Raw genomic sequence first — 21,788 nt, 5'->3', positions numbered from 1 at the left:
ACTCTTTAAAATTCTTCAAACTCAGCTTCCCAAAACCGTGAGAAGCGCAGATAGCAACGCGGCGACGTAAACTACGCAGGGGAATAGCCATTGGGATTTTTTGACTGCCAGTTCCACGTATCGGCGGTCATTTCAGCCACCGTGCGTGTTGCTTTCCAGCCTAGTTCACGCTCAGCTTTTTCCGTGCTTGCCCAACATTCAGCAATATCCCCAGAACGACGCGGGCATAGCTCGTAAGGCACAGGTTTACCGCAAGCGGCCGCGAACGCATCCACCATCTCAAGTACGCTCGAGCCTTTACCCGTACCTAAGTTGTAAATGTGCAAACCCGATGTTTCCCCCACCGATTTCAATGCCGCAATATGGCCGTCGGCCAAATCCATCACATGGATGTAATCGCGCACGCCAGTGCCATCAGGTGTTGGGTAGTCGCTACCGAATACCGCGAGTTTTTCTCGGCGGCCAACAGCGACTTGGGCGATAAATGGCATCAAGTTATTGGGAATGCCTTGTGGGTCTTCCCCCATACAGCCTGATGGGTGCGCGCCAACTGGGTTGAAGTAACGCAGTAAGGTGATGCTCCAGTCGCTTTCAGCATGGAACAGATCGCTTAAACACTGCTCCACCATATATTTGCTGCGTCCGTATGGGTTGGTGGTTGCGCCTGTTGGTGAATCTTCCGTAATCGGCACTATTTCTGGGTCACCGTAAACCGTTGCCGATGAACTGAATACGATGCTTTTCACGCCCGCTTTACGCATGCTGCGCGCCAACACCAATGAGCCATTGACGTTGTTGTCGTAGTACTCAAGTGGTTTTGCCACCGATTCGCCAACTGCTTTTAGGCCAGCAAAGTGGATCACGGCTTGGATGTCGTGCTGCGCGAATACCGTATCCAAAAAGGCTTCGTCACGGATGTCACCTTGGTGGAACGCAGGCTGTTTGCCAGTCAGCGCTTCAATACGGTTTAACACTTCCAGTTTGGCGTTACACAAGTTATCAACGATGATAGGTTCCATTCCCGCTTCAATCATCTGAACGCAAGTGTGACTACCGATGTATCCCATACCGCCTGTGACAAGAACTTTCACTTTTTGCTTCTCCACGTTTGCTGCTTTCTGTTCATACCTCACTCTGATGCGCTAAAAGCCAATCGCCATTGCATCGAATCGGTACGCCCATTTCTTAACTGGCTAAAAGTCTAGCAACCAATCTCGATCCAGATCCGTGATCGAATTCAAATTGTGTAAACGTTTCCACGAAATTACACAAAAGCCTTATTTTAGATGCTAGCTTTAGTTAAATTAAACCAAGAAGATGATGAGCAGTGAAGATGAGTCGAGCAGATACCGCTCTCTTTCGTGGATCGCACGATTTTACTAAAAGTTTGTGCATCCCTAAGTAGCTGTTTACAATAGCCAGATTATTGAGTTCTCACTTGGACTGTGAGCAATGCCAACGGGAAATGTACATGGCAACACTAAAAGATATCGCCACTGAAGCGGGCGTCTCACTTGCAACCGTATCGCGAGTTTTGAATGACGATCCGACGTTGAGTGTTAAAGAAGAAACCAAACGCCGCATTTTAGAAATCGCAGAAAAGCTGGAGTACCGCACCAGCAGTTCGAAGAAAGCCACCAAAGAAGCCAAGCAAAAACATCACTTTTTGGCCTTGTACAATTACAAACAAGAAGCAGAAGTGAATGACCCGTACTACTTGTCGATTCGTCATGGGATTGAAACTCAGTGCGATAAACTCGGCATTACGCTAACCAATTGCTACAACAGCGAAATTGATGTTGAAACGCAAAAGATCACGGGTGTCCTTTTAGTCGGGAAAGTCGACCAAAAGGTGGTCAATAAGTTACCTAAACGCTTAGCCGATAGCATCTGTTACATCGACTTTTCAGATCCAACTAGCCCTTACGATTGCGTTGATATCGACCTTGTAAGAATCAGCAAGCAAGTGGTTGATTTCTTTGTACAACAAGGCTACGAGCGCATCGGATTTATTGGTGGACAAGACGAGCCCAACACCGCAGACATTCGTGAAAATGCGTTTGTGGACTACGGCAGTCTAAAAGGTGTGGTTTCTGAAGACGACATTTATCGTGGCGATTTCTCTAGCTTGTCCGGTTATGACTTAGCGAAAGAGATGCTGGCCAAAGGCGATTTCCCAAAAGCGATGTTCATTGCTTCGGACTCCATTGCGATTGGTGTGTTACGAGCAGTGCATGAGTTTGGTTTAAACATTCCTGATGATATTGCGCTGATCAGCGTGAACGACATTCCTACCGCGCGCTTTACCTTCCCTCCTCTATCTACCGTTCGTATTCATTCTGAAATGATGGGGATTCAAGGCGTGAACTTGTTAGTAGAAAAATACCGTGACGGACGCGCACTGCCTCTTCAAGTGTACGTTCCAAGCAAGCTCAAGCTACGCGGCACAACTCGATAAAAACACCCTCAAAACTGCTCAAATAAAGCACTGTATTTTCAGTGCTTTTTTATTTCTTCTTTTATTTTCTACCGAATTTTTACTGTTTTTACTTTCCAAAACAATCTAGAACGCATTCCTTTACTCTGATCACATCTTGCTCAACATTGGTCATTTAAAACGTGACCAAGTTAAAGTAAAACGTTTTCACCAATTTATTTTAGTAAAACTTTTACTAATATCTTTCTCAGATTATTCATAAGCATTTTTCACAATACATCGGCCGTTGTTTTTGCACTGATGTTGAGCCGGGTGAAACCAATCCGCATTCCAACATAAGCGCACCAAGCCGAGGGGAGATCAAAACGTGAACAATTGGGAAAACTTCCAACACTTACACGAGAATCGTATGGCACCGCGTGCGTACTTTTTCTCCTACGACTCTGTTCAGAGCGCACAAACCTTTCAACGTGAACTGAGTCGCCGCTTTATGTTGCTCAGCGGCCAATGGACATTCCGTTATTTCACCAACCCAATGTTGGTACCTGATGCGTTTTACTCACAAACAATGAACGACTGGGGACACATTACCGTCCCAAACATGTGGCAAATGGAAGGCCACGGCGATCTGCAATACACCGATGAGGGCTTCCCATTCCCGATCGACGTCCCGTTTGTACCAACCGACAACCCAACGGGCGCTTATCAACGCACATTTACACTTGGTCCACAGTGGGATAACCAACAAACCATCATCAAGTTCGACGGCGTGGAAACCTACTTTGAAGTATACATAAACGGCGAGTACGTCGGCTTTAGTAAAGGCAGCCGACTCACAGCGGAATTCGACATTTCCAAGTTCGTCCAACAAGGCGAAAACTTACTCTCTGTACGCGTGATGCAGTGGGCCGATTCCACTTACATTGAAGACCAAGACATGTGGTGGACGGCGGGGATCTTCCGTGATGTTTACCTAATCGGAAAAGAGAACATTCACGTCCAAGACCTAACAATTCGCACCGATTTCGCCGACGATTACCAAAGTGCGACGCTCAGTGCTCAAATCGAATTGGAAAATCTTTCTACCGCTATCGCGTCTGGCTATACGCTGGAATACGCGCTGCATGACAAAGGCACTGTCGTAGCCAGTGGTCAATGCGATTCACTGACTATCCAAAACCACCACTCAACAAGCTTTGCGATTGATATGGTGAATCCAACGCATTGGACGGCTGAAAACCCTTACCTTTACCACTTGTTCATTACCTTAAAAGATCACCAAGGCAACGTAGTGGAAGTGATCCCACAACGCGTGGGTTTCCGTGATATCAAAGTGCGCGATGGCCTGTTCTACATCAACAACCAATACGTGATGCTGCATGGTGTCAACCGTCATGACAACGATCATCTAAAAGGTCGCGCAGTGGGCATGGACCGCGTGGAAAAAGATCTGATTTTGATGAAGCAACACAACATCAACTCAGTTCGCACCGCACACTACCCGAACGACCCACGCTTCTACGAGTTGTGTGATATTTACGGCCTGTTTGTGATGGCAGAAACCGATGTGGAAACCCACGGTTTTGCCAACGTTGACGACCTCAGCCGCATCACCAATGATCCTGCTTGGGAAGCGGTGTTTGTCGATCGCGCAGTGCGCCATGTTCATGCGCAAAAGAACCACCCTTCTATCATCATGTGGTCACTCGGTAACGAATCAGGTTATGGCTGTAACATCCGTGCGATGTATACCGCGACCAAAGCAATTGATGACACCCGTTTGGTTCACTACGAAGAAGACCGCGATGCTGAAGTGGTGGATGTGATTTCCACTATGTACTCACGCGCTCAACTGATGAATTACTTTGGCGAACACCCACACGAGAAGCCACGCATTATCTGCGAATACGCCCACGCGATGGGTAATGGGCCGGGTGGTCTGACGGAATACCAAAACGTGTTCTATGCGCACGACCACATTCAAGGTCACTACGTTTGGGAATGGTGTGATCACGGCATTCTAGCGCGTGATGAACACGGCCAAGAGTTCTACAAATACGGCGGCGATTACGGTGACTACCCAAACAACTACAACTTCTGTATGGATGGTCTGATTTACCCAGATCAAACCCCGGGCCCTGGCCTGAAAGAATACAAACAAGTCATTGCACCGGTGAAAATCCGCGCCGTTGAAGGTTGCCATGACCGCTTTATCGTTGAGAACAAATTGTGGTTCACCAGCCTCGATGATTACACCATTACTGCTGATGTGCGTGCCGAAGGTGAAACCTTGCGAAGCGTACAGTTTAAAGTCGAAGCTTTGGTAGCCAACAGCGAACGTGAAGTGACCATCGACTTGCCAGAATTGGATGAGCACGAAGCCTTTGTTAACTTCACCGTACGTAAAGACAGTCGCACGCTTTACAGCGAAGCCAACCATGAAATTGCGGTGTATCAATTCCAACTGAAAGAAAACACCGCCACGTTGCCTGCGTTGGTCAACCACAATGTTCAACCATTGGTACTTGAAGAAAGCCGCCTAGAGCACGTGATCACAGGTCATAACTTCACGCTCACCTTCTCCAAAGTAAACGGCAAGCTGACTTCTTGGCGCGTAAATGGCGAAGAGATCATTCAATCTGAGCCGAGACTGAACTTCTTCAAACCGATGATTGATAACCACAAACAAGAGTATGAAGGTTTGTGGCACCCAGCGCATCTGCAAATCATGCAGGAGCACTTCCGCACACTTGCTGTGGAAGCAACTGATGATTCCGTCTTGATTACGACCACCAGCATCATTGCGCCGCCGGTCTTTGATTTTGGCATGCGTTGTACCTATCGCTATCAAATCAATGCTCAAGGCCATTTAAATGTGGAACTGAGTGGCGAACGTTACGGCGACTACCCTCACGTAGTTCCGGTCATCGGCTTGGATTTGGGCATCAACGGCAGCTTTGACCAAGTTAGCTACTACGGTCGCGGCCCAGAAGAAAACTACCAAGACAGTCGCCAAGCTAACCTCATTGATGTTTACCACACCAATGTGGCGGACATGTTCGAGAACTACCCGTTCCCGCAAAACAACGGCAACCGCCAACACGTGCGCTGGGCATCGCTCACCAACCGTCATGGCACAGGGTTATTGGTGAAACCTCAGCAAGAAATCAACTTCAGCGCGTGGTTCTACACCAACCAAAATCTGCATGAAGCGCAACATACGATCGAGCTAGAAAAGAGTGGCTACATCACCCTTAATCTTGACCATCAAGTGATGGGGTTAGGCTCGAACTCATGGGGCAGTGAAGTGCTCGACTCTTACCGCGTGTACATGGACGAGTTCCGTTACGGTTTGACGCTGATGCCACTGCAAGCAGGCGATTGCAACGCACAAGTGATGGCAAACCATGATTTCGACAACGCATTTTTCACTCAAACCAATACTCAATCAGTCAACGAGGCGTAATCCATGATCGTGTTAGACAGCTTAGAGCAATTCAAACAGGTATATCGCAACGGTCGTAAATGGAACCGCTGTGTGGAAGCCATTGGCAACATCGGCAACATCAAAGATGGCGTGATGCACTCGATTGGCGATTCACTGGTGTACATGGTTGAAGATGGCATCGCGAAACAAACCGAAATGTTCATCGGTAACCGTCGTTACTTCGATGTGCATTACTACCTCGAAGGCCGAGAAACCGTTGAGTTCGCGGATAAAACCGCTTTGACACTAGAACAAGCTTATCGTGATGAAACCGACCGCGAATTTTTTTCTGGTCAGGGTGAAACACGTGAGCTTTGCGAAGGCCAAGTGGCGATTTTTGAAAACAGTGAAGCGTACCGCTTCCATGGAGACAACCGCGTAAGAAAAGTGGTGCTCAAAGTAACCATCGAAGATGGCTACTTCCTAAATAAATAAAACAAGAGAAGGGCTGTGGTCACAGCATTACAAGCCCTTCCTCCCTACAATTCCAACGTGATTCACCGGAGATAGAACATGTCTGAATCCAAACGTAATACGATAGGCAAATTCGGGTTATTGTCCCTCACCTTTGCTGCAGTATTTAGCTTTAATAACGTAATCAATAACAACATCGAGATCGGTCTAGCGTCTGCGCCAATGTTCTTTCTGGCGACCATTTTTTATTTCATCCCTTTCTGTTTGATCATCGCAGAATTCGTATCTCTGAATAAAGATTCTGAAGCGGGGGTCTACGCATGGGTAAAAAGCTCACTTGGCGGTCGCTGGGCGTTTATCTCTGCCTACACTTACTGGTTCGTTAACCTATTCTTCTTCACGTCTTTGCTGCCGCGTGTTATCGCTTATGCGTCTTACGCGTTCTTGGGCTATGAATACATTCTGACGCCATTCACCACTACCGTGCTCAGTATGATTTTGTTTGCGTTTGCGACCTACGTATCGACAAACGGCGCGAAAATGTTGGGGCCAATTACGTCGGTGACCTCCTCCCTCATGCTGCTACTGACAATGTCGTACATTTTACTGGCTGGCGCAGCGTTGCTCGGCGGCGTAGAACCAGCTGATCCAATTACTGTAGAAGCGATGATCCCTGATTTCAGCTGGGCATTTTTAGGCATTACTACATGGATCTTTATGGCGGCAGGCGGTGCGGAATCGGTCGCGGTTTACGTAAACGATGTGAAAGGCGGCTCGAAATCGTTCGTTAAAGTCATCATCATCGCAGGTATCTTTATCGGCGTGCTTTACTCAGTTGCGTCTGTTTTGATTAACGTATTTGTTCCTAGCGAAACCCTAAAATACACGGGCGGCTCGGTACAAGTATTTGAAGGTTTGGCTGCGTACTTTGGTTTGCCAGAAATATTGATGAACCGCTTCGTAGGCTTGGTATCCTTTACCGCTATGTTTGGCTCTCTACTGATGTGGACAGCAACGCCAGTGAAAATCTTCTTCTCTGAGATTCCAGAAGGCATTTTTGGTAAGAAAACCGTAGAGCTGAACGAAAACGGCGTGCCAGCTCGCGCAGCTTGGTATCAGTTCCTTATCGTTATCCCATTGATGATCATCCCAACATTAGGTTCTAACACCGCTCAAGATCTGATGAACACCGTGATCAACATGACCGCGGCGGCATCCATGCTGCCACCGCTGTTCATCATGCTGGCTTACCTGAATCTGCGCTTGAAACTGGATCACGTCGAGCGTGATTTCAAAATGGGCTCACGCAAAATGGGCATCGCTACCGTATCGGTACTGATCGCTATCTTTACGGTTGGTTTCTTAGCATCGACCTTCCCTACTGGGGCCGACATCATGACCATCATTTTCTACAACGTTGGCGGTATCGTGATTTTCCTTGGCTTTGCTTGGTGGAAGTACAGCCAATACGAAAAATCATTGAATCAGGAAGAGCGTATAAAAGAGGCCGCGCCAGCTTCGCAAGCGGTATAACACAGACTCTCAATGACAAACATTCTGGGCACCCTTTGGTGCCCTTTTTATATGTGAGAGGTGATGGTCGAAGAAACCAACTCGCGTAGCCAAATCCCTTTTTCTTCATTGTTTCGGCTGGAATGCCACAGCATGGCAATATCAAAATCCGCAACAGCGAGCGGCGGCTTAACAGTAATGAGATCGTCCGAAAAGCCCTCCGCCAACGCCATTTTTTCTGGCACGATGGCAATGAGATCGCGCTTTTTCAATAAATGCCGAATAGTGAGAAAGTTGCGCGACGCCACGGTGACTTTACGGCTCAAGCCATGTTCTGCGAGCTTTTGGTCTACTTGTGTCTTTAAGCTCCCATCGGGACTTACCAGAGCTTGCTCTATGTTCGCGAACGCTTCCAGAGACAGCTGTGTTTCCCCTTTCAATACCTGTTTATCACACATACACACGTGTTTTTCCGTGTACAAGTACAAGCTCTCAAAGTTGTCATCCAACACCGGCATGCTGCCAATAATGACGTCGAGCTTTTCGTGCTCAGTTAATGCCACGTAGTTGCTACGATTGACGTTAATAAAACTGATCTGCGCCTCTGGTGCGCGCTGGCGTATTTCGTCATAAAGCCGAGGAGCAAAGATAAACTCGGCATAATCCGTTAATCCGATGCGACATACACCCGCGTAATTTTCAGGTTGGAAAGCAGACTTAGTGAGCAAGTCTTTGGCGATAGAGTCCAGCAAATGATGCACGGTTGGCGCGATGTGGTGAGCGTGCTCGGTGGGCTCCATCTTGTGTCCTTTTCGCTCAAAAAGCGGGTCGTCAAACAACAACCTTAAACGAGACAAACTATGACTCATCGCCGACTGGCTAACGTAACTTTTCTCTGCCGCGACGCTAACGCTTCGATGTCGATACAAGTAGGAAAACGTCACCAATAAGTTCAAGTCAATGTTGCGCCACTGAATGTCCTCTTTCACCTCAACACCTTTATCCCATTTCATTCATAGATGAAATTAAATTTATCAATTTGAGTCATTTTAGAGCATTCGATAAATTAGCAACAATGCTTTTTAGATAAACAGGCTCGACATGTTCACCATCTTCAAAACTTTTTTCTGGCTAGGTTGGTTCAGCTTCGGCGGCCCGGCGGCTCATATTGGTTATTTTCGCCAAACCTTTGTTGAGAAACTGAAATGGCTTGATGACAGCGAGTACGCGCAAATTGTCGCACTCAGTCAGTTTTTGCCGGGACCGGGCTCAAGCCAAGTTGGCTTTGCTTTAGGCTATAAACGTGGCGGTTTAGGTGGCGCATGCGCAGCATTTGTCGGATTCACGCTTCCTTCGGTGATCATCATGTTGGCACTGGCGATGGTGAGCAGCCAAATCACCGACACCGCTGTGTTTCAAAACATCGTTCACGGCCTAAAACTGCTCGCAGTCGTGGTCGTGGCAGATGCAACCTGGGGCATGTACAAAAACTTCTGCCAAAGTAAACTGACCGCGGGTTTGTGCGTCGCGACTGCGATTGCGTTGCTGGTTGCACCAAGCATCATGACGCAAATGCTCGTGCTGCTCGTAGCAGGTTTTGTCGGCATGCGATATCTGAAGAAAGACTCCGCGCCATCAGCCAAGCCGTTTAAACCGTCTATCGCGCCATTGACTCTATTTGCGGTACTTTTACTCGGCTTACCGTTAGTGGCTCATACGTTGCCTATGCTTGGGCTGTTTAGTGATTTTTTCCAAGCTGGTAGCTTAGTGTTTGGTGGCGGCCATGTGGTGCTGCCGCTTCTGCAAAACATTATTGGTGACCAGCTCAGCCAAGATGCATTTTTAACAGGCTACGCCGCTGCACAAGCTGTACCGGGGCCAATGTTCACCTTTGCAACTTTTATCGGTTATGAGCTTTCGGATACGCCAATTTTAGGTGCACTGATCGCAACGCTTGGCGTATTCCTCCCAGGGTTTCTTTTACTGCTTGGCGTTCTTAAAAACTGGCAAGCACTGGCAGGCAAACCGTTGGTCTCTGGTGCCATCAACGGTGTAAACGCCTCGGTAGTAGGGTTGCTACTCGCGGCACTTTACCAGCCAGTATTTAGCAGCGCAGTTGTTGCTCCCATCGACATGGCGTTAGTGATCGCGGGTTTCTATCTACATAAAAAACTCAACCTTTCGGTGCTGTGGATGATCGTGTTTTTTGTGGCGGCAGGCCTTGTCACGGGCATGATGTAAAAATCTTAAACGACAAACTCTTAGCGGGCACTTAAATACAAGTGCCCGTTTTCTCAACTAAGCTTAATGACATTGGAAGGATAGAGATGACGGATCGTCGATGGAACAAGACAACAATTACCAGATCAACGTAAGTTGGCAGCAAAAAGCAGCGACTTGGCTCCAGTCTGTGAAGAACGAGTTATTGATCGATAAGATTTTCTACACCTATTGCTTTATCTCGACTGCTGTCATTTATCTTTGTTCTTTATATCTCGATTTCCCTATTGATTACTCTTTTACCACTTACCTTGAAACGCTCATGCAAGCTTTGTATGTCACAGGCTTAAGCTGGTGTATCTATTATTATTTCTATCTCATACTGCGCAAAGAAAAACAGCCAGCAAAGCGCTTCATACGAAAACTGAAACATCTTATTTTTCCACTGCACCGCCCTGTATCAGTGTTTGTTTCGATGATGGCACTTAACCTGATTTTCTCTAACCACACATTTTTGAAATCGCTTATTCCAATCATCAATCCTTTTAAATGGGATCTAACCTTTGCGAATATTGATACGCTGTTGCACTTCGGCGTTGCACCTTGGGAATTGACCCATGCATTATTCTCCAATGCTTGGGCCTCACTGACGCTAAACGTTGCCTACAACGCATGGTTTTTTTGTATGTGGGGTATACTCATCTTTTTCCTTATCTACAAAAAATACCCGTTGGTAAGGCAACAATTTTTACTCACGTTCGCATTGTCTTGGATGATTCTTGGTGTCTTCTTCGCCACGTTACTTTCTTCAGCAGGTCCTTGCTACGTGGAGCTTATCACTGGAGATGAACAGTTTGTTCCTCTGATGAAAACGCTCGAAGCCCAAAGCCAATATCTTACCAATGTGGACGCTGGGCAATTGTGGGCATTGCCTACACAGCAATATCTTTGGGATGAGTACATCGCGAATGCCAATGGTATTGGCTCTGGCATTTCAGCAATGCCGAGTTTGCACGTTTCCATTGCTGTTTTGATGGCGCTATCAATTTATAGACTCAACAAAACCATCGGCTACTTTGCTTACGCTTTCGCCGTCATCATTCAAATCGGTTCGGTACATTTAGCCTGGCATTATGCGATTGATGGCTACCTCGCAACACTCTTGACGGTGATGTTATGGAAGATAGTTGGTTGGGCTTTGCGGCGCTATGCTTCTTACCCTGAAAGAAGCGAATGAACGGCTAATTGAATAAACAATTTTACAACGGCACTACTCCCCCAAAAATGAAAAAGCCACTCTATCTTGCTGAGTGGCTTTCTTTTTAAATAGACTGTGAAGTTATTGGAGAAGCGCGGTAGAGGTATCCCCTCGCTCTCTTACCATTGCTAATGCTCGCTCTAAGTTTTTATTTGCCAGTTCATAGTAGGCAGGATTCTTATCAATAGCCTGTTGTAGATAAGGAATCGCCTCGCCTGGTTTGCCTTGAAGGATCAAGAAGTAACCAACATTATTGAGTGCTTCCGGCTCTGTCATGTGTCGACTAAAAATACTCAGAGCTTGTCGTGGTTGATCTTTTGCCAGTGCAATGAGACCCAAGTTATTGATTCCCTTTTCATCCCCCGGCTTAATGCTCAGCGCAGCTTGAGTAAAGTGCGCCGCTTTTGAATAAGCTTTTTCCATGTAGTAGGAATAGCCTAGGCTGACTAAAGCGTTGACGTTTCTTGAATCAATATCCAACGCTTTTCTAATTAATGCCTGCGCAATATCGTGGTCGCCACGAATGTCGTAAAGCACACCTAGACCGGAGTAAGCAGAGACAGGTGATTTATCATCATAGCGATATGTTGCAACGCTCTCTGCAGTAATGTTGTCTTTAGTGATAATAGGATCGCCATCCATGCGAATTTGGTCAGCATTCAAAGCGCGTATGTAGTAGCTTTTCCCAACGTCCTTTTCGCCACGTTTCGTATATAGAGTGCCAAGTTCTGTGAGGGAACCAATGTGATCAGGGTTCTCTGCTAAAGATGCTCGAAATGATTTATCCGCAAGTTCTGAATTCTCTCTTGCCAAATGGATGCGCCCCACGGTGTATAAGGTTTTGTCTTTATGGACCGCGTTAGGAAAAGAGAGCGAGCGAATGTATTCATACAACGCTAAGTCGACATTTTTATTGCTTAATGCAATATCCCCTCGAGAGATTGCCTCCTCCTCTGTTTTTGGAGGTTCATCATTGGTGAGTGACTCAACGGGCTTACCTGAGTACAGCGTTGAATCGAAGTCTGATGACTGTTCAGTTGTTGAACATGCGGTAAGCACCAACAACGAGATGATGACGTATTTCTTAATCCACATAACGATCCCTATTTTGCTTTTTAATTAGAAAATGCCTCAGCCAATGAAATTAACGCAGGTCCAATAGCCACGATGAAAAAACATGGCCAAATAAACAGCACCATTGGAAACATCATTTTGACTGGGATTTTTGCAGCAATTTCTTCTGCTGCTTGTTGACGCTTATCCCTATAGTCTTCGGTATACTCACGCAAGGAGTTGACTAAGCTCCCACCTATTCGAGAGGCGTGGCTAAGCATGCTCACCAGCCCCATCAATTCTTCTAACCCTGTCCTTAATACTAGCTCTCTTAAGGCTTCAGGCATTGGTTTACCCGCTTTAATTTTGTTGCACACCGTGTCGATTTCATCGGCAAGCTCTGGGTGAGAGATAACCAACTCGTCTGCAACGCGGCGCAAAGCCGCATTAAAGCCAAGCCCTGACTCGGTACAAACCACCAGCAAATCGAGCATGTCGGGCACACCTGCACGAATCGCTTGCTGACGCTTGTTGACCATTCGGCGCAAAATAAAATCAGGAATCAGAAGCCCAATAAATACGGATAACGCCATGTAGGTGTAAAGATATTTAGATTCCGGAATCGAGAAATACACCAGTGCCGCCACCATCACACCTAGTATTGTTGTGACCGATTTAATGGCATAAAACATCGACAATGCATTGCTTTCATGAAACCCAGCATGCATCAGTTTATTGCGTGTCGTTTGGCGCTCTTTTTCACTGGTTGGCGAAGTTAAAGGCGCTAATGACTCCAATGTGTCAGCCATTTTTTTGTTGTGGTGAGAGACTTCTTTTTTGTCGCCAGACAGTTCGGCTAACTTTCTTTTAATTGGCGAATTAACCCCAATAATTATCGATCCTAGCGTCATCACCACCAACACGGTGGTGATGAGGATCAACCCCATGAGTAACGTCTCTTGGCCGACAGCAAAACCGTTTAACCATCCTTGAATGCTTTCCATAGCTACACCTCAATATTGACGATTTTACGAATCCACAGCGTGCCGATAAATAAGGCCACCATCCCAACAATCACCATTTTGATCCCCATTGGGTGCGTATGAAGCAGCTCAATATACTCAGGCCGAACGAGTGAAATGATGACGTACAACCCAAAAGGCGCTAATACTAATACCCATGCCGACATTCGAGATTCCGCAGAAATGGTTTTGATTTTTCGAGCGAGTTTGAAACGAGCACGTAGGATATGAGAGAGCTTTTCAATGTTTTCGACTAAGTTACCACCCGTTTCTTTTTGCAGTAACACCGCACTCGAGAAAGCAAGCATGGATACCGTAGGGGTTCTTTCCGACATTTGCATAATCGCCAAGCGGAGGTCATAACCATAGTTGAGTAAGTTAAAGGTATTCATGAACTCAGGGCCAAGCGGCGCACTGACCTCTCTGCCTACTTCCCCAAACGCTTGTGTAATTGGCTGACCGGCCTGTAGTACTCGCTTAATGATATCGAGCGCCTCTGGCAGTTGCTCTTCGAACTTCATTAAACGATCTGCAATTCTTTTCTGTAGGTAGAAGTAAACCGACACCCAACAAGCGACAGCAACACCGGCACAGAGGTACCAGACTTGCCCGAATAAGAACAGAAATAGCCCAACCGCAACCCCACCGAGGAAGGTGAGAAAAATAAACCGACTGAACCCCATGTGTATCCCAGCCAATTCCAATTTCTTCTTAAAGTTATCGAATAGGCTGAACCTCACAAGCCATCGCTCTAATGGAGAAAGGTTTTTGAGCGAGTTTTCCCTTAGTAGGGAAATACTCTCTTGATCGATGTGTTTATGGCTTTCGTGTATCCGCTTAATTAACTGCTTATGCTTAACCTTTTTACCCGCAGAAGGCAGAATTAACGCCTGGCTAATAAAGAATACGGACAAAAAAAGCAGCACAAGAAAAAGGGGGAATTGACTATCCATAGCAATCTCCTAACGGGCTTTTTCATTGAATATTTCAAATGGTACGTCTAAGCCTCGTTTTACTAATTGGTCATGACAGCTTGGTACAATCCCTGTTGCCATGTAATCACCTAACACATTGCCTTCTTGATCGACCCCTCTTCTTTGGAAGGTGAAGATCTCCGACATGGTGATAACGTCGCCTTCCATGCCATTGATTTCTTGTACACTGACCATGCGGCGTTTACCGTCTTCTTGGCGATCCATTTGCACGACAATATTGATGGCGGAGGCAATCTGCGCTCTCAAGTTTTTGGTCGACACATTCCAACCCGCCATCGAGAACATATTCTCAATACGGCTCAACGCATCCCTTGGTGTGTTCGCGTGAATGGTGGCCAGCGACCCATCATGACCCGTGTTCATTGCCGATAACATATCCACCGCTTCTGAGCCACGAACCTCACCAACAACTATCCGGTCAGGACGCATACGTAGCGAGTTTTTCACTAAATCGCGCTGAGATATTTCGCCTTTACCCTCGATGTTAGAAGGACGTGTTTCTAAGCGAATAATATGTGGTTGTTGGAGTTGTAACTCTGCCGAATCCTCAATGGTCACAATACGTTGATCACTTGGAATGAAGCCCGACAAAATATTCAGCGTGGTTGTTTTACCAGAGCCTGTACCACCAGATATCAGGATATTCATTTCCCCCACAACCGCAGCATTGAGAAACTTCGCCATCTCTGGAGATAACGAACCAAGCTCTAATAGGTTATCCATATTCAAACGTTCAACTGCAAAACGTCGAATAGAAACGGAAGGGCCATCAATGGCAAGAGGAGGAATAATCGCATTGAAACGCGAACCATCTTTGAGTCGAGCATCCACCATTGGTGATGCTTCATCGATTCTTCGTCCAACCTGGCTAACAATGCGGTCAATGATGTTGCGCAGATGGCGCTCATCTAAGAAGGTATGTGGCGTTTTCTCGAGCTTACCAAAACGTTCGACAAAGATATTTTTCGGACCATTGACCAAGATATCAGAGATCGTTGGGTCTTCAAGCAGCGGTTCCAGCGGCCCTAGACCAAACACTTCATCTTCAATTTGATGGATTACGCGATTGCGAGCTTCAGAGCTCAACGGGTGTGTTTGATCTTCAGCAATGAGCTGAACGACCGCTTCGCGTAACTCCTCTTTCGCGCGATCTTCTTGCAAGTGCGATAGAAGCCCGAGATCCAAGGTATCCAGTAGCTTTTTGTGATAGTAGTGTTTGATCGAGAGATCTTGTTCTAGCTGTTTTTTCTGCTCCTCGATCGCTTTCATCTTGGCTTCAACAGGCGATAAAGCCCTTTGCTCATCTGACGTATCTTCGTCAGATTTTGCCAACTCGACATTCACAACTTTGGATTCTTTTGTTTCATCTACGGAATTGAAAGAACTCCCGACGCCTTTCCGTTTGAAAAACATAACTCCCCCTTACTAAGAAAATAGTTTTTTGATCCAACTTTGATTCTCTTTGGTCGGACTTTCTAATAAGTGCGATATTTCAGCCAAAGAAGCTTTCAGCGCACTATTTTTCTTAGATTGAACAATTGGGTTACCCAAATTAGCGCTCTCGATAGCAATAGCAAAATTATTAGGTACTAAATGTATCGCATGTCCACTAACTGCATTTTCAATGTCTTTCAAAGATATTGTTGATTTCTTTTCAAAACGATTAACAATCAGTTCAACCTGATGACTACTTAAACCATAGTCTAATTCTAAAGAACGTATGTAGCTGACAGCATGCTTAACCGAAGTAACATTCTGCTGCATAATTAAAAAGATATGCGTAGCCGGAGAAACAATTTGTTGATAAACATGCTCAACACCATGAGACAAATCCACAATAATATGTGAGTAAAACTGTCTCAGAATAGGTAATAACTTACTGACTTGAACTGCGTGTTTATGATTATCCTTGGTATCATTTTGGTTAAAGCACAAATAATTCAAACCTGAAGGATGTTGATATACGAGACCTTCTAGTGATAACTCATCCAAATCATTAACAGAATCAATCACATCATTAATATTGTATTTTGGCTTACAGTTTAAATAATCGGCCGCATCACTAAACTGCATATCTAAGTCAATGAGCAATACTTTACTCTTCGCGTAACTTGACAGTTCTATCGCGGTGTTGATCGCCAGTGTTGTTGCACCCGAACCACCTTTTGTATTGATAAATAAAGTTAAATCGCCCATTTGTTTATTGGCAATCTTTTCATCCGCGGTCGATTTTAATAGCGGATAAAGCTCACCAAGATCAACAGAACGCGACAAATAGTCTGTTGCGCCAAGCCTCAACGCCATTTTGAGAGATGCGGTATCGTTTTCATCACCAAAGACAATCAAAGCGGTGTGATTATGCTGTAAGCTACTGTCACTAGAGTACACATGAGCCACTTTCTGCGCCCAACTTTCACCGGTTTCAATATAAATAAGATCGGGAATTTGCTTATTTTTCACAAAGTCTAAATTAAAAGACTCTAGCTCTATCCAATCAATATTTAGATTGACACATCCGGATAATTCATCAGCAATATGAATTTTAAAGTTTGACGTAGAATAAACTATCCAAACTATCAAGTTAGTTTTTAAACTTTTATATGTTTCTTCATTTATTTTAACTGGTTTCAACATAAAGCTACTCCATTAGCAATCCGTAATGACATTGGTCCCTTCGGGTCTAAGTATTCCTAAACTCTCTGCAGGCAATATAGTTTCAAAAGCTGGAGTACTCCCTACTGCATTAATTAAAGCAGCTAAAACAAAAAACTGAAAAGTATAATTCACCGCTCTTGCTCGAACATATTTAATTTGAGAAAACTGCGCATTTAATACGTCATTAGACGCTGGAGGGGTAGAAAGAAAGCCTGATACATCAACACTTGCACCAGCTTCATCAAGATAATCTATCTGTAAATTACTCGCAGAAAAGCCTGATGGATAGAGATCTGATACAGCTGGTAAGTTAGGAATGTCATCCCTATCAGCGATATAGCACACGGTAGCAAGCCTCGCAGCTCTTCGTGTTACCTCATTGACCATTTGCACCGAAAAGAAATAGATCGCAAACTCGATGATCAAAAACAGGACTAATATAACGGCCAAAGCGATGACCGAGAACTCAAGCTGCGTCACTCCTTTTTGTTTCGTTATCAATCGTTTCATGGGCCTGTCCTCATAGACGTGGTCGCCCCAATGCTAAATTGCAAAGAAGTGGTCGAAAAAGGTAAGGTCGAGAATATCGGCACGTAATTGTAAGTCGCCGATAGAGTGACCACCTTATTGGTACTCGTTGGTTGGGTAATGACAATATCATCCACACTGATATGGTCTATCACAGGTGTAGTAGAGGCAATTGGGCTTCCATACACAACGACATTCTTGATGCTGGTTTCGTCAGCAATTGACTCAAAGTTCAACGTGCCGTACGTATCAACGACGGCATACCTTGCCCCATTCTGCAGCGCTTTATTGACCTCGGTATACTGAATAAAAGCTCGGCTCACATCGATCACTAAAACGGTTAGCATCAATAGCACTGGCAAGGCGAGAATAAACTCTATGATTGCCAGCCCTTGTTGACTGCAAATATTTGGCCTTTGATGCTTTCTATTTGAATACAACATATCAAGAGGCCCCGCTAAACGGATCTTTGTATAGATGGATACGGTAGAAGCCTTTATCTGTCGGATCCGTGCCAGTAGAACCGTTATTAATTAAACAATCATAAAGAAATTGCCCAAATACTGATGATTGACCTGAGTTACTGACTTTTTGTAGTAAAAAGAAGCAACCAAAGCCCAAAACATCAAAATCAGACTTACCTGTCGAGGCCGTACAATCTACGATAGGGATACGCAAAATACGGCGTCCGTTCAGACCACCATCACCGGTATAACTACTGCCATCACAAGCACCACCGCTTTCACAAGAGCTTAGCTCCTGACGATAGTTGGCGTAATACAGGTCACCTGCGTACTCCGCATCGGTCTCAGCCAAAACATCGGGCTCTCTCACGTATTTGTCTGGTAAAACCGTTCCGTCATTTTTAATCGGTCCCGAAAAGTCGTTGAGCCTCACATTCAGTCCCTGTGCAACTGGACCTGCACTATTACCTGGTTTAGTCGTAACGGTATCGCCAATTGAGGCGCAACCGTTGTAAGCACCAGACAATGCATCACGAACTAAGGCTGCACCACTATTACCCGTTTCTTGCCCAAAATCGAGTAACTGAAAGTTCCCGGGCCCCATATCGGTGTTATTCTGATCCCCGACTTTCAGCTCATGCACTAGAGAAGGATCCATATCTACATTAGGGTCGTAACCCGGCGGACGATACCCCCATGCATCACTCACATCACCAGCAGGATCACCACACATGGCGATTGGCGTTAAATTACACGTATATGCAATCGCCGCACTCCGCCCTGCAACCGCACTCGCAGAGACCTCTTTATCAATCCCAAACAAACCACTCAGATACTGCGTTAGGCTAATATCGGTGACCGCTACGCGGACATAAATATCGTACTCCCCCAATGGCGGTGTAAAACTTGCTGCACTTACAAACGTCTGCATATCATGCGAGAATGTCACCGCTGTATTACTGTCACTAAACGTCAGCTCAGAATTTCCAGGCTCGGTTGATATTCCACTAAGCGTTGTTCTCACTGCGGTTTCAGCCTGATTCACATCCTCTGTCTTATCAGCAACGACAGCACCTGCAAGGGCCGCAGTATCGACCGCATTCTGTAAACGTGTTTTATTAAGAACTTGGTGGTTTAAATCAATACCAAACGCCGCAACGCCCAGTAGAATCAATAAAACCAAGCTTATCAACACTAAGGTAATCCCTTTCTGGGTTCGCCTTGGTGCTATATGCATATTCCTTCGCATAGCCCCTCCTAAGTGAACATATCACTTACTCATCTTTGGCTACCCCGTTGTTGTTATATACCTCTAAGCTAACTTGTGTACGCTCACCACTACCTTCCGGTAAATAACCCAAATTCTCATACCACGCTTCTGGATTAAGAGTTTGTTCAGCGCGCAACTGGCTAACCGAGATACCAAGCTCGGGGTCATTCGCACAGCCAAACAAGCCGAATGATGTGAAACAAATGGTCATTATCATTATGCTTTTCATCTTGCTCTCCCACTTATAGACTGTGCCCAAACTTGCCCTCAGAGCCACCTTCTGACGAACCGTATTGAATAAAGTTGTTGTTAGTATCTTCTTCGCTGATGTCGTTTAGCTGGTATCTATCGAAATCCAACTCAGCACCTTTACCAAGCAAATAGAACTCCACATCGTTCGGAGCCACAAAGCCATCCGTTGGAAGTGTGATTCGACGTCGATCGATTGGGGTTGCTAATCGAGGGGTGACCAGAATGACAAGTTCTGTTTCCCCTGAGGTAAATTCTTCACTCTTGAACAAGCGTCCCAATACAGGTAAATCACTCGCTCCAGGTATGCCATCCGCGACATTACGTGCGTTTTCACTCAATAAGCCTGCAATACCAATGGTTTGACCATCAGCCAGCTCAATCGTCGTGCCAGCACTTCGTTTGGTGATTGGCGGAATAAAGAACGTGGCATTCACTTCGTTTGGATTAAACGTCAGCACACCTGAGTTGGAGATTTCACTCACATTGACGTTCAATTTGAGGTTGATTCTCTTATCACTCAAAATAAACGGAACGAAGTCGAGTTGAACACCGTACTCTTTATAATCGATGGTAATACCATCTTCATTTGGTACTGGAATTGGGAATTCACCACCAGCGACAAACTCGGCTTGCGTACCACTTAATGCGGTAAGGCTAGGCTCTGCCAACACTTTCGCCACACCATTTTGTTTCGCCACATCAAGTGCGAAGGTAAACAAGGTATTACTATCGATAAACGACCCAAGAAAACCGAAATCTTCGACTGTTGGGACGTTCAAAATCGGTCCAATGCCATCAATACCGCCACCAGCAGTCGTACCACCCCAGGTAAAGTCTCCACTTCTTTGGAAAAAGTGGAAGTTTGAGTCAAAGCGTCTTACTAGTGTGCGCTGCACTTCGGCAACGGTCACTTCTAGTGTCACCTGTTGAGCCCCGCCAATAGAAAGTAGATTGATCACCATGCTGTCATCATCTTTAGAGCTGTCATCTTCTTCATCTGCCGCTTCACCCAAAGCGAAGGTTTCAGCAATTTTGACCGCAGTGTCCATGTTTTGCTGACTGCTGACCAAGCCTCTAAGTACCACTTTTTCTTGCGCACTGTGCACTTCGATATTTTCATCCGGCAAGAACTGATAAAGCTTCGACTTAAGCGTGTTTAGATCATGCGTGACTTCCACGTTAAACTGCTCAATTAACCGGCCTCGGCGATCCCACACCGACACATTCGTGGTACCTAACTTCTTACCAATAAGAAACAGCTCGTTCGATCTGAGCACTAAAATATCCAAGACTTCTGGATCCCCTAACGTCACTTTCTTCGCTTGGCCGGATATCATCAATTGGGTTGATTGGTGATGCGCAACGGTCACAACTTTTCCTGACTGCACCGTGGCTGCGTTAACAGACAAGCTGACAAAAAGTAACTGGCTAACGAGTAATATTATTGTTTTCATAATTCACCTAATTGCTGACTCGGACACTGGATGCCTGAGATCCCTTAATAATGGTCACACTAGGTCGTGGCGTGTATTTTCTTGCTACAACAGGTTTATCCACTTCATGAGGGTTGCGTAGAGCAAGTTGAATGTCGCCTTTGCTGTTCGCCGATAGGAGCTTTTCTGCCTCTTTCGGTGTTACTTCTAAAGTCACCGCACGCACAATAACGGGTTTGTTATCATTGGTTTTGGCTGTTTGGTCGACCGCAAGAACGTTGATGTTTTTAAGCACCGTTTTTGTTGTGGCGTTTTTACCTTGTCCATAACTCACGGTATTCAATACATCGACCTTATTGCCCGGCAACAAGAACCCGGCCACACCGATAACGTCATTAACACGAATGGTGATTGCTCGTTTGTTTTCAGGAATTAAAGCAGCAAGTGTCGCGCCCTCACCGGGCAATGCAAGACGATTCGAGTTAACCAGCTCGCCCGCATAAATGGTATTGGCAACAATTCTTCCCAATGCCTGTTCTTGTACTTTTAGCGTTTCATCGTCTATCCAATCCACTTCCATGAGCTTAGTAGACAAATGTTTCTCAGATAGAATGGTCCCTGGCTCTAGTTCCATGGCGGCAACTAAAACTGGGTGTCTTTCGACCTCTTCTAACTCGACAGTTGGTTGGTTTCTGCCATCCATCCATTGTTTAGCGATCAAAACGGCGGCAAGGCCGAAAACAATGGAGAGCAACAGCAACATGATGACTTGAGTCCGACTCATAATT

The 21,788-nt window shown here is 45.7% G+C and carries 19 protein-coding genes; 6 read left to right on the top strand and 13 right to left on the bottom strand.

What is annotated here, in order from left to right; genetic code table 11:
- Positions 1–71: 71 nt before the first annotated feature.
- Entirely contained in the window at positions 72–1,091 is a 1,020-nt protein-coding gene (galE, locus tag ACZ5ZC_RS20745; RefSeq protein ID WP_464932246.1) for a UDP-glucose 4-epimerase GalE, read from the bottom strand.
- Between the two features lie 380 nt (positions 1,092–1,471).
- On the opposite strand from galE, the gene ebgR reads away from it, so the two are divergent.
- The 4 genes from ebgR to ACZ5ZC_RS20725 all read left to right on the top strand — a co-directional run bounded on the left by ebgR (position 1,472) and on the right by ACZ5ZC_RS20725 (position 7,871).
- Positions 1,472–2,458, top strand: coding sequence for a transcriptional regulator EbgR (gene ebgR, locus ACZ5ZC_RS20740; RefSeq protein WP_005494135.1), 987 nt, complete (start codon positions 1,472–1,474; stop codon positions 2,456–2,458).
- A gap of 346 nt (positions 2,459–2,804) precedes the next feature.
- Positions 2,805–5,903: a beta-galactosidase subunit alpha gene (gene ebgA, locus ACZ5ZC_RS20735; protein WP_464932245.1), complete on the top strand. Its 3,099-nt coding sequence runs from the start codon at positions 2,805–2,807 to the stop codon at positions 5,901–5,903.
- A 3-nt stretch (positions 5,904–5,906) separates the two neighbouring features.
- Positions 5,907–6,359 carry a beta-galactosidase subunit beta gene (locus ACZ5ZC_RS20730; RefSeq protein ID WP_005484991.1) on the top strand — a complete coding sequence of 151 codons (453 nt, stop codon included), beginning with the start codon at positions 5,907–5,909 and terminating at the stop codon, positions 6,357–6,359.
- Between the two features lie 78 nt (positions 6,360–6,437).
- Positions 6,438–7,871: an amino acid permease gene (locus ACZ5ZC_RS20725; protein WP_464932244.1), complete on the top strand. Its 1,434-nt coding sequence runs from the start codon at positions 6,438–6,440 to the stop codon at positions 7,869–7,871.
- A gap of 47 nt (positions 7,872–7,918) precedes the next feature.
- On the opposite strand, the gene ACZ5ZC_RS20720 is transcribed toward ACZ5ZC_RS20725, so the two are convergent.
- Positions 7,919–8,839 (bottom strand): LysR family transcriptional regulator, encoded by a 921-nt coding sequence (locus ACZ5ZC_RS20720; RefSeq protein WP_374081891.1) that lies wholly within the window; start codon positions 8,837–8,839, stop codon positions 7,919–7,921.
- A 112-nt stretch (positions 8,840–8,951) separates the two neighbouring features.
- On the opposite strand from ACZ5ZC_RS20720, the gene chrA reads away from it, so the two are divergent.
- Together chrA and ACZ5ZC_RS20710 are read left to right on the top strand one after the other, a co-directional pair.
- Complete coding sequence (gene chrA, locus ACZ5ZC_RS20715) at positions 8,952–10,091, top strand: chromate efflux transporter (protein ID WP_464932243.1); 1,140 nt, start codon at positions 8,952–8,954, stop codon at positions 10,089–10,091.
- A 100-nt stretch (positions 10,092–10,191) separates the two neighbouring features.
- On the top strand, positions 10,192–11,307 hold the full coding sequence (locus tag ACZ5ZC_RS20710; RefSeq protein WP_464932242.1) for a phosphatase PAP2 family protein: 1,116 nt from the start codon (positions 10,192–10,194) through the stop codon (positions 11,305–11,307).
- 102 nt (positions 11,308–11,409) lie between these two features.
- On the opposite strand, the gene ACZ5ZC_RS20705 is transcribed toward ACZ5ZC_RS20710, so the two are convergent.
- From ACZ5ZC_RS20705 to cpaB, 11 genes are read right to left on the bottom strand one after another with little or no spacing between them, the layout of a single operon-like run.
- Positions 11,410–12,423: a tetratricopeptide repeat protein gene (locus ACZ5ZC_RS20705; RefSeq protein WP_006742396.1), complete on the bottom strand. Its 1,014-nt coding sequence runs from the start codon at positions 12,421–12,423 to the stop codon at positions 11,410–11,412.
- Between the two features lie 20 nt (positions 12,424–12,443).
- Positions 12,444–13,385, bottom strand: a complete 942-nt coding sequence (locus tag ACZ5ZC_RS20700; RefSeq protein ID WP_047008928.1) for a type II secretion system F family protein — start codon at positions 13,383–13,385, stop codon at positions 12,444–12,446.
- Positions 13,386–13,387: 2 nt separating this feature from the next.
- Complete coding sequence (locus tag ACZ5ZC_RS20695; protein ID WP_464932241.1) at positions 13,388–14,356, bottom strand: type II secretion system F family protein; 969 nt, start codon at positions 14,354–14,356, stop codon at positions 13,388–13,390.
- 9 nt (positions 14,357–14,365) lie between these two features.
- Positions 14,366–15,811, bottom strand: a complete 1,446-nt coding sequence (locus ACZ5ZC_RS20690; RefSeq protein WP_006742393.1) for a CpaF family protein — start codon at positions 15,809–15,811, stop codon at positions 14,366–14,368.
- Between the two features lie 12 nt (positions 15,812–15,823).
- On the bottom strand, positions 15,824–17,032 hold the full coding sequence (locus tag ACZ5ZC_RS20685; protein ID WP_048625931.1) for an AAA family ATPase: 1,209 nt from the start codon (positions 17,030–17,032) through the stop codon (positions 15,824–15,826).
- Between the two features lie 12 nt (positions 17,033–17,044).
- Positions 17,045–17,563: a TadE/TadG family type IV pilus assembly protein gene (locus ACZ5ZC_RS20680; protein WP_041852895.1), complete on the bottom strand. Its 519-nt coding sequence runs from the start codon at positions 17,561–17,563 to the stop codon at positions 17,045–17,047.
- Positions 17,560–18,024, bottom strand: a complete 465-nt coding sequence (locus ACZ5ZC_RS20675; RefSeq protein WP_048625932.1) for a TadE/TadG family type IV pilus assembly protein — start codon at positions 18,022–18,024, stop codon at positions 17,560–17,562. The genes ACZ5ZC_RS20680 and ACZ5ZC_RS20675 overlap by 4 nt, the downstream gene beginning before the upstream one ends.
- Position 18,025: 1 nt before the next feature.
- A complete protein-coding gene (locus tag ACZ5ZC_RS20670; RefSeq protein ID WP_048625933.1) occupies positions 18,026–19,294 on the bottom strand; it encodes a pilus assembly protein TadG-related protein in 1,269 nt (422 codons plus the stop codon).
- Positions 19,295–19,319: 25 nt separating this feature from the next.
- Positions 19,320–19,544 (bottom strand): hypothetical protein, encoded by a 225-nt coding sequence (locus tag ACZ5ZC_RS20665; RefSeq protein WP_012841463.1) that lies wholly within the window; start codon positions 19,542–19,544, stop codon positions 19,320–19,322.
- A 13-nt stretch (positions 19,545–19,557) separates the two neighbouring features.
- Entirely contained in the window at positions 19,558–21,021 is a 1,464-nt protein-coding gene (locus ACZ5ZC_RS20660) for a type II and III secretion system protein family protein (protein ID WP_006742390.1), read from the bottom strand.
- Between the two features lie 7 nt (positions 21,022–21,028).
- Complete coding sequence (gene cpaB / locus ACZ5ZC_RS20655; protein ID WP_006742389.1) at positions 21,029–21,784, bottom strand: Flp pilus assembly protein CpaB; 756 nt, start codon at positions 21,782–21,784, stop codon at positions 21,029–21,031.
- Positions 21,785–21,788: the final 4 nt, after the last annotated feature.

This window comes from Vibrio sp. JCM 18905, assembly GCF_055393305.1.
Note: the sequence above shows the minus strand (reverse complement) of the source record. Positions and strands in the feature narration are given on the sequence as shown.